Source organism: Sinorhizobium sp. 7-81 (assembly GCF_030124405.1).
In the GTDB taxonomy this organism is placed as follows: Bacteria; Pseudomonadota; Alphaproteobacteria; order Rhizobiales; family Rhizobiaceae; genus Sinorhizobium; species Sinorhizobium psoraleae.
Map to the genome: position 1 here is coordinate 256,995 of NZ_JASKLT010000002.1, position 13,840 is coordinate 270,834.

Annotated in this window: 13 protein-coding genes; 7 read left to right on the plus strand and 6 right to left on the minus strand. The window is 62.0% G+C overall.

The annotated features are described in order from the left end of the window. Nucleotides 1–278 precede the first annotated feature (278 nt). Nucleotides 279–716, plus strand: coding sequence for a VOC family protein (locus QN224_RS08540; protein WP_283976299.1), 438 nt, complete (start codon nt 279–281; stop codon nt 714–716). A 170-nt stretch (nt 717–886) separates the two neighbouring features. Here the strand turns inward: QN224_RS08540 and QN224_RS08545 are convergent, their stop codons facing one another. The 6 genes from QN224_RS08545 to QN224_RS08570 form a co-directional block, all read right to left on the minus strand. Then, nucleotides 887–3,919: an aminotransferase class III-fold pyridoxal phosphate-dependent enzyme gene (locus QN224_RS08545; protein WP_283976300.1), complete on the minus strand. Its 3,033-nt coding sequence runs from the start codon at nt 3,917–3,919 to the stop codon at nt 887–889. A gap of 16 nt (nt 3,920–3,935) precedes the next feature. After that, nucleotides 3,936–4,616, minus strand: a complete 681-nt coding sequence (locus QN224_RS08550; RefSeq protein WP_283976301.1) for an SDR family oxidoreductase — start codon at nt 4,614–4,616, stop codon at nt 3,936–3,938. A 10-nt stretch (nt 4,617–4,626) separates the two neighbouring features. Continuing rightward, a complete protein-coding gene (locus QN224_RS08555) occupies nt 4,627–6,279 on the minus strand; it encodes an amino acid ABC transporter permease (protein ID WP_283976302.1) in 1,653 nt (550 codons plus the stop codon). A gap of 89 nt (nt 6,280–6,368) precedes the next feature. Further along, nucleotides 6,369–7,115, minus strand: coding sequence for a transporter substrate-binding domain-containing protein (locus QN224_RS08560; RefSeq protein WP_283976303.1), 747 nt, complete (start codon nt 7,113–7,115; stop codon nt 6,369–6,371). A gap of 32 nt (nt 7,116–7,147) precedes the next feature. After that, nucleotides 7,148–8,218, minus strand: a complete 1,071-nt coding sequence (locus QN224_RS08565) for a LacI family DNA-binding transcriptional regulator (protein ID WP_283976304.1) — start codon at nt 8,216–8,218, stop codon at nt 7,148–7,150. 308 nt (nt 8,219–8,526) lie between these two features. After that, entirely contained in the window at nt 8,527–9,282 is a 756-nt protein-coding gene (locus QN224_RS08570; RefSeq protein ID WP_283976305.1) for an SDR family NAD(P)-dependent oxidoreductase, read from the minus strand. A gap of 341 nt (nt 9,283–9,623) precedes the next feature. Between QN224_RS08570 and QN224_RS08575 the strand changes: the two genes are divergently transcribed. From QN224_RS08575 to QN224_RS08600, 6 genes are all read left to right on the plus strand, one after another. Continuing rightward, nucleotides 9,624–10,214: a L,D-transpeptidase gene (locus tag QN224_RS08575; RefSeq protein ID WP_173511775.1), complete on the plus strand. Its 591-nt coding sequence runs from the start codon at nt 9,624–9,626 to the stop codon at nt 10,212–10,214. 189 nt (nt 10,215–10,403) lie between these two features. Continuing rightward, on the plus strand, nt 10,404–10,541 hold the full coding sequence (locus QN224_RS08580) for an ABC transporter (RefSeq protein WP_283976306.1): 138 nt from the start codon (nt 10,404–10,406) through the stop codon (nt 10,539–10,541). A gap of 150 nt (nt 10,542–10,691) precedes the next feature. Continuing rightward, nucleotides 10,692–11,282, plus strand: a complete 591-nt coding sequence (locus QN224_RS08585; RefSeq protein ID WP_283976307.1) for a hypothetical protein — start codon at nt 10,692–10,694, stop codon at nt 11,280–11,282. Nucleotides 11,283–11,431: 149 nt separating this feature from the next. Next, complete coding sequence (locus QN224_RS08590) at nt 11,432–12,019, plus strand: protein-S-isoprenylcysteine O-methyltransferase (RefSeq protein WP_173512477.1); 588 nt, start codon at nt 11,432–11,434, stop codon at nt 12,017–12,019. A gap of 10 nt (nt 12,020–12,029) precedes the next feature. Continuing rightward, nucleotides 12,030–12,815, plus strand: coding sequence for a hypothetical protein (locus QN224_RS08595; protein WP_283976905.1), 786 nt, complete (start codon nt 12,030–12,032; stop codon nt 12,813–12,815). Further along, nucleotides 12,812–13,699, plus strand: a complete 888-nt coding sequence (locus QN224_RS08600; protein ID WP_283976308.1) for an SDR family NAD(P)-dependent oxidoreductase — start codon at nt 12,812–12,814, stop codon at nt 13,697–13,699. Before QN224_RS08595 ends, QN224_RS08600 begins: the two co-directional genes overlap by 4 nt. The last annotated feature ends 141 nt before the right edge of the window (nt 13,700–13,840 follow it).

Here is a 13,840-nt window from a genome sequence, read left to right on the forward strand (position 1 = left end):
TCCCCAAAGCGCATAAGGCGATCACTGTCGCCGTTTCATCGTTTAGTTAAACGTTTTTATTCACGATAAAAACGTTTAACTTTTTTGTAAAGCGAAAACTGCATCTCAGAGGCCGGTTGAATGTGCCGGCCGTTTTGAGGCGGCCATGATTCAAGTTTCTGATGTCGACAGCAGCGACTCAGGCCCGGATGGCCGCCGCTGTTGGGGCACCGCAAGCGTCCCGTTGTTGGACTAGGCGACACCTTGTAGATTGGAACGACACCTTGGAGATTGGGAACATGGCGCTCAAGCGGATGGACAACGTAGGAATCGTCGTCGAAGACCTCGGAGGCACGATCGATTTCTTTCGCGAACTCGGCCTCGAGCTCGAAGGACAGGCCACGATCGAAGGAGAATGGGCCGGACGCGTCACTGGACTGGGCGATCAGCGTGTCGAGATTGCCATGATGCGCACACCGGACGGCCACAACCGGATCGAGCTCTCCCGCTTCCTCACGCCGCCTGTCGTCGCAGATCACCGGAACGCCCCGGTCAACGCTCTCGGCTACCTCCGCGTCATGTTCACCGTGGACGACATCGACGAGACGCTCGAAAGGCTTCGCACGCATGGCGCGCAGCTCGTAGGCGAAGTAGTCCAGTATAAAGACACGTATCGGCTCTGCTACATCCGTGGGCCTGAAGGGCTTCTCATCGGACTCGCCCAAGAACTCAGCTGAGCGCAATACGAAGACAAATGGCGAAGAGTGACTAATGTCAGCCAGCGCGTCCGAGGCCGACCCGCCTGGTCGAGGTCCGTCCCTCCACGGTCGGCCCGGCAGGGCAGAGGGGGTGTGGACACCACTGCAGCCGGATTCGACTCTGGACGGCTCCGCCCGCGACCGGTTGATCAACCCCTCGCAACCCTTGCCAGCACCTCGTCGAGCGCATCGAGGAAATAGTCGCAGTTCTCTGCGCTGAAGGGTGCCGGCGGCTTTATCTTCAGCACGTTGTGATGCGGTCCTTCGCTTGAAAGCAGGATCCGGTGCTTCCTCTTCATCTCGGCGATGACGAAGTCGAGCTCGCTCGCGGCCGGCTCCAGAGTATCGCGATCGCGCACGAGTTCGATGCCGTTGAAGAGGCCGTGGCCACGCACGTCGCCGATGGTCGGGTGCCGCTCCGCAAGCCGGCGCGCGCCATCCATCAAACGCTTGCCGACGACCCCGCAATGGTGAACCAGCCGCTCGTCGCGAATGACGTCGAGTACGGCAAGTCCGATCTCGGCCGAAACCGGATTGCCGCCGAAGGTGTTGAAGTATTCCATGCCGTTGGCAAAGGTCGCCGCGATCGCCTCGGTGGTGACAACGGCCGCCATCGGATGACCGTTGCCGATCGGCTTTCCCATGGTGACGATATCGGGCACGACGCCTTGGGTCTCGTGCGCCCACATGTGAGTGCCGACACGGCCGAAGCCCACCTGCACCTCGTCCGCCAGGCACAATCCGCCGGCAGCGCGCACATGGGAGTAAGCCTGCTCCAGATATCCTTCCGGCAGGACCAATTGGCCGCCGGTCCCCAAAACGCCCTCGCTGAAGAACAGCGCCGGCTTGCGGCCCTCCGCCGCCAGCGCTTCGACCTGACGTTTGACGTCTTCGGCATATTTCGCCCCGGCATCGGCATCGCCGTAGCGGTGGCGGCCACGGTAGAGATCCGGCATCTCGGCGACGCGCACATGCGCCGGCCTGCCCTCCCCGCCTTTGCCGGCGAATTTATAGGGACTGACGTCGATCAAGCTCGAGAGATGGCCGTGATAGGCGTGATCGACGGTGATGATGTCGCGGTTGCCGGTATGGGCACGGGCGAGCCGGATCGCGAGATCATTCGCCTCGCTGCCGGAATTGACGAAGAAGCAGACGTTCAGGGGGTTGGGGAAGAGTGCGGTCAGCCGCCGCGAATATTCGACCAGGCTGTCGTGCAGATAGCGCGAATTTGTATTGAGCCGCGCCATTTGCGTCTCGGCCGCCTTGACCACACGCGGATGGCAGTGGCCGACATGGCAGACATTGTTGACCATGTCGAGCCAGCGTTTTCCCTCCTCGTCGATAAGGTGAGCGCCTTCACCGCTGACGATCTTCAGGGGTGCCGCGCTGTAGGCGATGCTCAACGACCGGCCGATGCGGCGATGGCGTTCGCGCACCAGAAATTCCTTGTCGCGCGCAACGGTGACCGACGCCGGCACCGAAAGCCCGAGCACGACGCTCGGATCAGGGCTCACCTCGCGCCAGATCTGCCATTGGTCGCGCACGCCGACGCCATGCATCCGCGCTTCGAGACCGAGGTGGTCGGTAACGATCTGGAAATGCAGATGCGGCACCCAACCGCCGTTTTCATCGCGGGCGCCTAGGGCCGCGAAAGCCTCTCCCTTGGCGATCGGCTGACCGATCGCAAGTTTTTCCGCGCTCTCGCGCGACAGGTGACCGTAAAGCGTCCAGAACACGTCACCCTCGGCGGTCACATGCTCGATGAGCACCGTCGGACCGAAACCGTGCGCCACGGCGTCGTCATGGTAGAAGGCGACCTTGCCCGCAAACGGTGCATGAACGGATTCGCCGGCCGGCGCAAAAATATCAACGCCGAGATGGACGGTGCGCCGCTGGCTCGCGACCGTCGTCCGATAGGCATCCCCCTTGTAGACCGCGCGGTCCTCGCCATAGAGGCCAAGGCCGAAGTCCGCGCCCTCGTTGCGGATAAGTGCCTCGATCCGGGCTTCCGCCTCCGCCTTGTCAAGTGTCGCCCAGTCGTTCGCAGCGAGCCCGCTTGCCGAAAAATCGAAGACCGCGGCCTTTGGCTTCGAGACTGCCGGCCTTATGATCCCCGAAAAATCATGGGCGTTCTGCTCGAGCCAGCGCACGATCCGCGCCGCCGTCGGAACCGGTTCGAAGCCACAGGCATCGCGAAGGCGAGCAACGGCAATTGCCCGGTTTTCGCGCTCGATTCGCTGCAGTTCGCGCCAGACATCCTCCTGGCTGACGAGCAGATAGGTGTTCTCAGGATTGTCGCGGATCTGTTTTGCTGCCATGCAGATGCTGACGGCGTAGCGGGTGCGCACGAGGTCGAAGATCAGCTCGACTTCAGTTTCCGTAAGCGAGTTGGCGCCGTGATAAGCGCCGGCAAGGCGGGCGATGGTGCCGACCGCATCCTCCGCGCCGATCAATGCATAGGCGGAGGCCACCGCGATCTCGATGACGCGAAAAGTCTCGACCATGTCACCGAAGTCGAGCAGACCGCTGACGCGTCCATCGGCGTCGAGAAGCACATTGTAGTCGTTGGCGTCGTTGTGGATCACCTGCCGCGGGCAAGCTTTCAGGCGCGGCAGCACGGCGGAAACGAAATGATCGAGAATGGCGCGAACCACGTTGCGCTTTTCCTCGTCCGCGATCAGATCGACATGGGTGCGATGCATCTCGGCCCGGGCGAGATCCCAGCCGTAAACGCGCCCTGCACCCGGATGACCGAAGCCCGTCAGGGCGCGGTCGAGCGCGCCGAGCAAGGCTCCCAATGTCTCGACGCTTACGGCGCTGCGGTTCGAAGCCCCCGCCCAGGTTTCGCCGGGCAGCCAGGTGAGGAGCCGGGCAAGGCGCACGCCCTTGAAGTCGACGGAACTGAGCAGCACCCCGGAACGATCCGGCAGGGCGCGGGAGACGGGCAATGCCGGCGCTGCCAGGGCCAGGTGCTCGAGAACGGCGACCTGCATGTCGAGCTCTTCCGAAGCACCCGCCGCATGCAGCTTCAGCAGGAAAGAACTGCCGTCGCTCGCGCGAATACGGAAATTGAGATCGTGCTCGCCCGGCAGCGCGGAGATCTCTCCCTCCATGCCATAGGTCTCGGTGAGCAGCTTTTTGATCGCCGTCATCTCCTGTCCGCCCAATTCCTTCGTCGCCATGATCCCGCTCACATTTTCACCATGAAACCCGTTTGCCGTCGAAAGCGAGGAAGCTGCCGCTATTGGCGACCCCCGCTTTGTCGATGACCGCTTTGAGCCCGGCTGCGCTCTCGGTGATCGGAACTGTCGCCGCCTCGCCGCCCATGTCGGTCTTCACCCAGCCTGGATGCAGCGACAGAACCACAACTCCGCGCTTACGCAGATCCTGAGCGAGCTTCACCGTCGCCATGTTCAGCGCCGCCTTGGAGCAGCGATAGGCATAGTCGCCCTCATCGTCGTCGAGCGTACCCTCGGCCAGCGATCCGGCACGGCTGCTGATATTGGCGACAATCCGGCGCTCGCCGGCGAGGATGTTGGGCAGAAGCGCCCGCACCAGAAGAAGCGGCGCCAATGCGTTGACGCGCATGACCTCGAGGAACTCCTCCGGCTCGAGCGTCCCCAAGCCGCCCGTGTCGCCGCGAATTCCGGCATTGTTGATCAGGAGGTCGATCGGCAGACCGTCGAGTTCGCGCGCCAATGTGGCGATCGAATTGCTATCCGCGACATCCAGCCTTCGCCGGGCGAGCCCGGGGTCAATCGAAGCCGAGACGGAACGCCCGCAGGCAATCACCTGCCAGCCGGAACCGGCATAGACCCGTGCGAGTTCCAGGCCGAGACCGCGGGAAGCGCCGGTGATAAGGACCGTGGGGCCGGTCATGGTGCTCCTCCTATCGATGCTTGATGTCATATTTTCGCTCAATCATGTTGACGAGGCTCGCCGCCGCAAGCGTCAGGAAGATGTAGAAGATCGCTGCCGAGTTATAGGGTGCAAAGGGCAGGAAGCTTGCTGATTGGAACTCGCGCATGCGCTGGGTGATGTCGCGGATCGACAGGATCGACAGCAGCGACGTGTCCTTGAGAATGGCGATCAACTCGTTGCCGAGCGGCGGGATGATGATCCGGAAGGCCTGCGGCAGCACGACGAGCCGCGCCGTCTGCCAGCGGTTGAGACCGATGCTGCGCGCCGCCTCGATTTGGCCGACGGGAATGGCATTGATGCCGGAGCGAAAGATTTCGGCGAGATAGGCCGAATAGGCAAGCGCCATCGCGACGATGCCGCGCATCAGGTTAGGCGGGTCGAGGACGCCTTGGGTCGCATCCTTCAAGGCGCCGCTCAGGGGCAGGCCGACATAGAGCACGATCACCAGCATCGGTATGCCGCGAATGGTATCGACGACGAACTCCGAGCCGATCGCCAGCGGATGGCGCCTATGCAGGTAGCCGCCGAAGGTGAGCAGGCCGAGGATGATGGCGAGCACCGCGAAGGTGATGCCAGCCGACCGGTCCCGGTCGTTCAGCGTTTCGGTTTCCCAGAGTACCGGCCAACCTGCGGGAACTGCCGCCTTAGGCAAAAGCGCAGCCGTCACGTCCTTCTTCTCCGCGGCCGTGACCGCTTCGGTCGGTCCAAGGAAGGTCCTGACGGCGGACTCTTTTTCGGGCGCACCCGGATATTGGCCGAAGCGCACGGCACCGATCAGGCCGGACGGCGTGTTGCTGACGATCGCCACCTTGCCCTCGAGCGAGCCTGCAAGCACATAGGCCTCGCGCGGCTGCAGCAGGAACCAGGCGGACACGAGGGCAAGTGCGAGGGTCGCCAGCGCGAAAAGCAGGCTCGTGCGTGCGGTGTAGTGCAGTTGCAGCAGGCCGACCCAGATGAGCCCCATGACCGCCGCGAGAATATAGGCGGCGATGGCGGCGCGGATCGTCGTCGCAACCCCGGCGGCAAAGGCGATGTGTGCGAAGAAAAAGATGAAGATCAAACCCGCGCCATTGACAAGACCGAGGATCCAGCCCCCGACGCTGCGGAGCCGGCTGTCCGCCGCGTCGGTGTTGTGCGTGCCGGCGAAGAAAAGGCCAAGTCCCAGCAGGGTCATCCCGAAATAGGCCGGGTAGAGTACGGATTCGACACCGTGCACCGCGAGGTCGGCCGCTTCCGTCAACTGGCGGGGCGTCACGCCCTTGACCACGAGAGAAGACGTGAAGGGGTCGACGGCATTGGCGACGACGGAGGCAACGAAGGGATGAATGGTGCCGCTTGAGAGAAGGACGGCGGCGGCCACAAGATTGAGTATGGCGGCGGCCGTCGACAGCCGCGGGCGGTATGCCTTCGTCCGCGAAAGGAGCAGAACGGCGATGCCGGACGCAAACGCGATCGTCAAGGTCAGAAAGCCCGGTACGAAGGCGGAGGAACCGTTCTCCACGCCGAGTATCGCCCGCAGCGAGCGCTGGTAGTCCCCGGAGGAAGCAAAGAGATAGACGATGAATGGCAGCGCGGTCAGGATGATCAGATTGCTGGGCCGCACGCTTCTCAGAAACGACATTCATTTCTCCGAGGAGTATGTTCCGGAAAGTTCCTGGTCCCGGAACGGACAACGCGCTCCGGGACAGTCGGATCAAGTCGGCGGTCGGCCTATTTGAGGCCCCAATATTTGTCGACGAGTTGATCCAGCGTGCCGTCGTCCTTGATCATCTTCAGCCCTTCGTTGAAGGCCGCGACATTGGCGTCGCCCTTGCGGAAGACGAGGCCGAGCGGATCGGATTCGAGGTCCTTAATCCCAACAACGAGCTCGCCGGCGAATTCGCGTTCGTAGGCCGCGGCATTGGCGCCGTTGATGACGACGCCGTCCACATCCTTGTTCTTGAGCGCGATGATCGCCGCGCTGAAACTGTCATAGGCAACGACGTTCTCCTTGCCGACGACACCCTCGGCGACCTGCGCGTCGGTGGTGTTGGCCTGGGCGGAAAGCTTTTTGCCCTTGGTCTTGAAATCATCGAGGGACGCACCCTGATCCTCGACGCGCACCAGCACGGCCTGGCTGTTGACGATATAGGGGTCTGAGAAGTCCATGGCCTTCTTGCGCTCCTCGGTGATCGAGACGCCAGAGGCGACGAGGTCGAAGTTGCCCTGATCGAGCGCGGTGAAAATGCCGTCCCAGCCGGTGGTCACGAATTCCGCCTGGCAATGGATCTTGGCACAGATGGCATTGACCACGTCGACGTCGAATCCGATGACCTGCCCGGTCGCCGGATCGACACTTTCCATCGGCGGCGACGTCGTGTCCGAGCCGACTTTCAGGAGCTGGCCGCCGAGATCGGCGGCGTGGGCGGCGCCGGATGCCAGGGCCGACAGCGCAAGGGCAATCACAAATGTCTTCACGTTTTCTCCTCCGTTGTGAATTGTGGATCTCTCTACCCGACGAGACGCCCGCCGAGGCTGTCCGGCTGCCGCTCGATCAGCTTCGGCCGGAAGATCTGGCGCAGTTCCTTTGGCTCCTCGCCCGCCATGCGCCGCAACAGGAACTCACCGAGCGTGCGCCCGAGAACTTCGATCGGCTGGTAGAAGGTGGTAATCGGCGGCGTGAAATAGGCGCTGACATTGATGTCGTCATAGGCGATGACATCGATGTCGACACCCACCTGCCGTCCGAGACTGCCAAGGGCCGAAAGTACACCGAGGGTCGTCGATTCGTTGATGCAGACAAAGGCTGTCGGCGGTTCCGCCGCCTGCAGGAGGCGAGCGGCGCTTTCCCTGCCGAACTGCGTTGAAAGATCGCCCTCGGCGACAAGATCATGAGAGGCTGGCAGTCCCGCTTCGCGGAAGGCGCGCGTAAAACCGTCGATCCTGTCGAGCGCATAAGAAAGGCGCCGCTCCGGGTTGACCAGGGCGATGCGGCGGTGACCGCCAGCAATCAGCCTTGCCGTCGCCGCATGCGCCGCCCACTCGTTGTCGATGTCGACATGGGCATAGTCGAGCGGTTGGCGGCATCGGCCAAGCGATACGAACGGAAACCGGCTCTCCACCAGAAGATCGATGCGCGGATCGTCGTCGAGGATGCCCGAAAAAATCAACCCGTCGGCCAGCCCCTGGTCGATGACCCGGCGTGCGACGTCACAGCCCTCCGCCGCATCCCGAACGACATGCACCGACATGCGATAATCGCTGCCGTCCAGCGCCTGGCTGATGCCGCTCAGGATCTGAGTATATTCGACGCCGTCCCACTCGTAGTTTTGCGCCGCGGTCACCGGCATCAACACGGCTGCCTGGCAGGTCCGGCCGGTTCTAAGGGCCATGCCGCGTGCATTGGCCTGATAGCCGGCCTCGCGCGCCGCCTTGAAGATCACCTCCCGGGTCGCGGGCGCGACCACCGGTGAACCGCGGAGCGCCTTCGAAATCGTGGCGATCGAATAGCCGGTGATGTCCGCCAGAGTCTTGATCGTTGGCGGTGCGCTACGGCGCGCTGTGCGATTCTCCGCGGCCATGCATCCTCCCCGACCTTGGCAACCTCGCGTTCACTAGCAGGCAATAAAAACGATTTCAATCGAAATATAAACGTTTTTATTGTCGATGAGTTGTTGTTGAGATCACGCCTCTCCTTCCTCGGCGGAAGCACACGGTCAGGTAGCGTCGCAGGCACAGTCGACAACAGGAATGGCAATCGCAGTCAGCGCGCAGCGGTCCGCCGTCTCACGGCCCGGCAAAACCAATCAAAACAGGGGCGAGCAGTTCCGCTGCTTTCCACAGGCCGTTAGCGAGAGAAGATCGGAGGAATCGCCGGAATGCGTGCCCCTCAATGGGCAGTGTAGGCGCCGTCCACCAGGTGGACGCTTCCGGTGATGAAGCTCGCCTGCTCGGAGAGGAGGAAGCACACGAGGGAGGCGACCTCTTCCGGCGTGCCGCGCCTTCCCATCGGCTGCAGCGACATCATGCGCCGGGTGCTCGCAATGTCGGCATGCTCCGACAACAGCGGCGTTTCGATCCAGCCGGGACCGACGGCATTGATGCGGACGCCGATCCGCGCATATTCCATGGCGGCGACCTTCGTCAGGCCGACCAGGCCGTGCTTTGCTGCGGTATAGGCGGCCGCAGTCGGCAGACCGACCGAACCGAGAATGGAAGACATGTTGACGATCGCGCCACCGCCCTGCGCCAGCATCGCGGCGATCTCGTACTTCATACAGTAGAAAACGCCGTTCAGGTTGACGTTCATCACCTTGTGCCATTCGTCGAGCGGATAGTCGGCCGTCGGCTTGCGGATGCCGTCGATCCCGGCATTGTTGACCGCCAGATGCAGGCCGCCGCATTCATCGACGGCGAACTTTATCAACTTTTCCACAGCTTCGGCGTCGGCTACATCGACGGCGAAATCATGGGCCTTGCCTCCGGCCGAGCGAATCTCGGCGGCGATTCGGCGCGCGGCGTCAGCACCCAGATCGGCAACAACGACCTCGGCTCCCTCGCCACCGAGCTGCCGGGAAACAGCCGCGCCAATTCCGGAACCCGCGCCGGTCACGACCGCAACCTTTCCCTCGAAGCCAAGTTTCATTTGTCTATCCTTATTGCCGTCGTTCGACCTAATCGAGCGGGCGCGAGCCCGCAAGACGTTTCACAAGCTACCCGGAGCGGCGACCGATTCGCCGGGCCGAGAATCCTGGCAAGCTCACGAGAAAACGCCTGTTGATCCCGCTCCTGTTCCTCGCCTGATCTACGCGCCATCACAGATATACCACGCTTATCTCGCAGATGCTTTCGACAACGAACGAAGATGTTCACCGTTCGCGCTTTCTACCCTCGCCAGCCATCTTAATCGGCGTGCAACACTTGGCCGCCACGCGCTGCAGTGTTAAAGACGAATCGGGGGCGCATCAATTTGCTCAGCAGGTAAAGATGGACAATGACCAAATTACGCGCCGGATGCTCGTTTTGGGCAGTCTGGCTCTGTTGACCTCTGGATGTAGTGCAACCTGGCAAGGCGTGGGAATCCCATCGCTGCTCCCAAGTACCTCCGGCGTGGATCGTCGCTACAGAAGGCGGCATGTGCGCTATGACGGACCCGAGCCGGCCGGAACCATCGTCGTCGACACGACGGAACGTTACCTCTACTCGGTCGAAGAGGGTGGCTGGGCGACCCGCTACGGAATCGGCGTCGGCGAAGAGGGGCTGACGATGAAAGGCAGGGCGGTCGTTGGCCGCAAGGCGGAATGGCCGTCCTGGACGCCAACCGCCAGCATGATTCGGCGCAAACCGCACCTGGCGCAGTATGCGGGCGGTGTCTCCGGCGGACCACATAATCCCCTTGGCGCGTCGGCGCTTTACCTCTATCGTGGCGGCCAGGACACCATGTTCCGCCTGCACGGGACGAACGAGCCCTGGACGATAGGCCAGGCGGTTTCGAACGGTTGCATTCGCTTGACGAACGAGGATATCGTCGATCTCTACAGCCGCACGCCCGTGGGAACGCCGGTATTGATCATCTGATGGTGTTTCCCCTAAATTTTCGGTATAAATAATCAACCTGTGTGTTTTTGGGACACCGTCGAAAGTTCGGCAGCGACAAACCGGATGGCAACTGTGTCCTTTCTGCACTAGGCCGAGTCGCAATTCGCCACTATTACTTCAAATGTTGCCTTCGATAACCCATTCCGAGTATTGAGGAAAGGACTTCTGATGAGCAGATTTCTAATCGTGATGATTGCGTTGTTTTCGGTCGCCAGCCTGAGCGCTTGCGGGACGATTGGCAAAGGCAAGGGGAAGGCCCCGCCACCGGCAGCAGCGCCGGTTGAACAGGCACCAGTCTACAAGTAAATTTGAACTTTGCGCGGGGAGGGTCTCGCGACCCTTCCCACGTTTTTTCATGGCCACACCGGCTTAGGATCTACAGCGCGGAAGCCACAAGCTCACAGGAGCTGGCTTTCAACATGGCGCTCATCAGAGCTCGGGAGATAGAGCGTAGTAATGACGCTTAAACGAGGTCGTATATCGCTCGTGGTCCTGCTTGCAATGGCGACCACGGCATGCCAGACGGAAGACAAGGCTCCCCAACCACGTTTTGTTTCGAGTATCGACGCCACTGGGGCAAAAATTGCCGGAAAGTCTCAGCAGAGAGACTACGGCTACTTTATCGAATTCCGCTCCCGCTACGCGCTCAGCTATGGTCACTCCTACGTGATTTTCGGGCGTACGAACAAGTCCGGAGCAATGATCAACCCAGAAGTTGCGGGACTTGCCCCGGCTACGAACGATACCGCACCGTACGTCATGGGCCACTTCCTGCCGGTTCCGGCCGAGACAGGGGCGAGCGACGGCGATCTGGAAGACGAATACAGGTCGGCAAGCTGGCGCGTTCTGCTGACGGAAGCGGAGTACCAGAAAACCGTTGCGAAGATCCGAAAGCTGAAGGCCGAGGCGCGCTTCTGGCACGCGTCGCTCTACAACTGCAACGCCTTCGTGGCGGACATCGCTCGTTCCATGGGATATAAGACGCCTGGCATCTGGCTCAGGCCGCAAGAATTCATTACAAGGCTTCGGGAGATGAACGGCGGGTGAGTGCAATTGGTGCTCCCCCCGCTCATCCGGCGGTCGGATCATTCCGCCGCAGCACTTTTGTCGGTCGGAGCGGAGCGTAATGGCCACATCCTTGACAGCCGTTGCGATGGCCGCCGATCGCAGCGAAGCTTTGGTGGGCTAGAGTGAACATAACAGTCGCTTCCGTCGGCGAAATCATCTGGGTACTCGGCATCGTCGCGTGGTACTTCATTCGGCGTCCTTACGAGCGCCGCGCCAAGCGCGTGCGGGTTGTCAGCGACCGCCGGTCGGGTTCCGAGAAGGTCGGGCTTGCAGCGGCCCTGCTCGGCCTTGCGATCGTTCCCGGCTTTTACGTCGCCACCGGCATTCCGGAGACCGCCGACTATCCGGCGCAGCCGTGGGCTGTCGCTCTCGGCGCGTTGATCTTTGCCACGGCGATGTGGGTCTTCCGCAGAACCCACAAGGAACTCGGCCGCAACTGGTCCATTTCGCTGGAGATTCGCGACAAGCACGAACTAATCTCCCGCGGGCCATATGCCCTCGTCCGGCATCCGATGTACACCTCCTTCCTGCTTATGGGCCTTGGCCAAGCCTTTCTGCTGTCGAACTGGGTGATAGGCCTCGCCGGCCTGGTCGGCTTTGCCGTCCTGTTTTTCCTCAGGGTGGACAAGGAGGAGCGTATGATGTTGGAGATCTTCGGCGCGCAGTACCGCACCTATATGGCCAGGACCAAGCGAATTATCCCCTATCTTTACTAGAGGTGGCATGATGCGAGGCCGAGCCATCAAGCTTTCGCCGGCACGACGCCTCGTCGGAGATCTGATGAGGTTTTCGATCGGCGTGCCACGGGTCACGGTGCAGCGCCAGATGAACCTTGGCGTGCTGCAAAAAGCCAGGATGGCGCAGCAAAGCAAGCCCTCCTGGACGGCGCTTTTCCTGAAAGGATACGCGCTTCTCTCCAAGGAGACGCCGGAGTTCCGCCGCGCCTACGTCAAGTTCCCGAGACCCCAGCTTTACGAATATCCGGGAAGCGTCGCCTCGGTCGCACATGAGCGCGAACATGACGGTGAGCGGGTCGTGCTGCTGAGCACCATCAAGACCCCCGAGCGCCGCTCGATCACCGAACTAGGAGAGCTGATCCAGGCCGCGCGATCACGCCCCGTGCAGGAGATCAAGGAGTTCCGCCGCGCATTGAAGCTCGCCCGCGCACCGGCGCCGATTCGGTGGCTGCTCATGTGGCTCGGCCTCAATATCGGGCGGCAGCGGGCACGCCATTTCGGTACGTTTCAGCTGTCGGTCTATTCCGGCCTCGGCGCCGAGTCGCTCAATCCTCTGACGCCGCTCACCACGATTTTCAACTACGGTCCGATCAGCGAGGACGGATCCGTAATCGTCCGCATCCATTATGATCATCGGGTCATGGACGGCGCCAATGTCGCGCGCGCGCTGGAGCGGTTCGAAAAGATCCTGAACGGCGAAATCGCCGATGAAGTGGCAAGCTTTTTCGGAAGCGAAACCATTCCGGCCGCCGCGGCATCGGGATCGGCGGCATGACGCTGAAGCAAGAGTTCCGGCCAGCGGTCGTTGTCGTCGGCGCGTCGCGAGGCATTGGCAAGGCAATCGCCGAAGTGGCCGCAAGGGATGGCGCCACCGTGGTCCTGGTCGCGCGCTCGCCGGAGGACCTTCAAGCCGTGGCGGTCGCAATTCAGAAGGCGGGAGGCGAGGCATTCACGCTTGCGCTGGACCTGACGGCCAGTGATGCGGCGGCGCGTCTCGAAGACTTCCTGTCGGAAAAGCGTCTGATATGCGACGTTCTCGTCAACAGCGCCGGCTACGGCCTGCGCGGCGGAGCAGCGGCGTTACCGCTCGACGAGCAGCTCGGGTTGATCGACCTCAATATCCGCGTCGTGACCGAGCTCACCCTCCGCTTCCTGCCGGCAATGGTGGCGCGTGGCCGGGGCGGCGTGATCAATCTTGGCTCTGTGGCAAGCTTCACCCCCGGACCTTTTATGGCGCTGTACTATGCGAGCAAGGGCTTCGTGCGTTCCTTTTCGGAGGCGCTGCATCAGGAAGTGCGCCGCGCCGGTGTGACCGTCACTTGCGCGGCTCCAGGACCGGTGTCGACGGAGTTTCTCGAAAAGTCGGGTGCCAACAGGGCAGCACTGTTCAAGGTTCTGCCCAAGCTTGATGCGGAATACGTGGCCGAACGCGTCTGGCGCGGATTCAAGGCACGCCGGCGCCTCGTGGTCCCGGGCATCTCCGCAAAGCTGGCGATCCTGGTCGCCGGACTTTTGCCTTCCGCAGCTCTCCTGCCCCTGATCGGCCGGTTGCAACTGCGCGGCAACGACCCCTGCCCTTGCGGTTCAGGCAAGACGTTCAGGGACTGCTGCCGCGCCGGCCGATCTGAACGACCCGCTCCATCCGAAACGAGGGCCTGATCTTCGCCTCTGTGACGGCCGGTAGCTGGCGGCGGATTGCGCCCAGCTCGGCGCGCCGGCGGATTTTCGGGGTGCAGTCAGGAAAGCTGCGACTGGCTCTGGATGCAATCGGATTTAATCGTTATGATTGAATTGACTGGA

What these genes read in the sequence shown, in the direction of transcription:
- QN224_RS08540 (WP_283976299.1), top strand. Translation starts at nt 279, where the DNA reads ATGGCGCTCAAGCGGATGGACAACGTAGGAATCGTCGTCGAAGACCTC.
- QN224_RS08545 (WP_283976300.1), bottom strand. Translation starts at nt 3,919, where the DNA reads ATGGCGACGAAGGAATTGGGCGGACAGGAGATGACGGCGATCAAAAAG.
- QN224_RS08600 (WP_283976308.1), top strand. Translation starts at nt 12,812, where the DNA reads ATGACGCTGAAGCAAGAGTTCCGGCCAGCGGTCGTTGTCGTCGGCGCG.
- QN224_RS08585 (WP_283976307.1), top strand. Translation starts at nt 10,692, where the DNA reads ATGACGCTTAAACGAGGTCGTATATCGCTCGTGGTCCTGCTTGCAATG.
- QN224_RS08550 (WP_283976301.1), bottom strand. Translation starts at nt 4,616, where the DNA reads ATGACCGGCCCCACGGTCCTTATCACCGGCGCTTCCCGCGGTCTCGGC.
- QN224_RS08575 (WP_173511775.1), top strand. Translation starts at nt 9,624, where the DNA reads ATGGACAATGACCAAATTACGCGCCGGATGCTCGTTTTGGGCAGTCTG.
- QN224_RS08555 (WP_283976302.1), bottom strand. Translation starts at nt 6,279, where the DNA reads ATGTCGTTTCTGAGAAGCGTGCGGCCCAGCAATCTGATCATCCTGACC.
- QN224_RS08570 (WP_283976305.1), bottom strand. Translation starts at nt 9,282, where the DNA reads ATGAAACTTGGCTTCGAGGGAAAGGTTGCGGTCGTGACCGGCGCGGGT.
- QN224_RS08565 (WP_283976304.1), bottom strand. Translation starts at nt 8,218, where the DNA reads ATGGCCGCGGAGAATCGCACAGCGCGCCGTAGCGCACCGCCAACGATC.
- QN224_RS08580 (WP_283976306.1), top strand. Translation starts at nt 10,404, where the DNA reads ATGAGCAGATTTCTAATCGTGATGATTGCGTTGTTTTCGGTCGCCAGC.
- QN224_RS08595 (WP_283976905.1), top strand. Translation starts at nt 12,030, where the DNA reads ATGCGAGGCCGAGCCATCAAGCTTTCGCCGGCACGACGCCTCGTCGGA.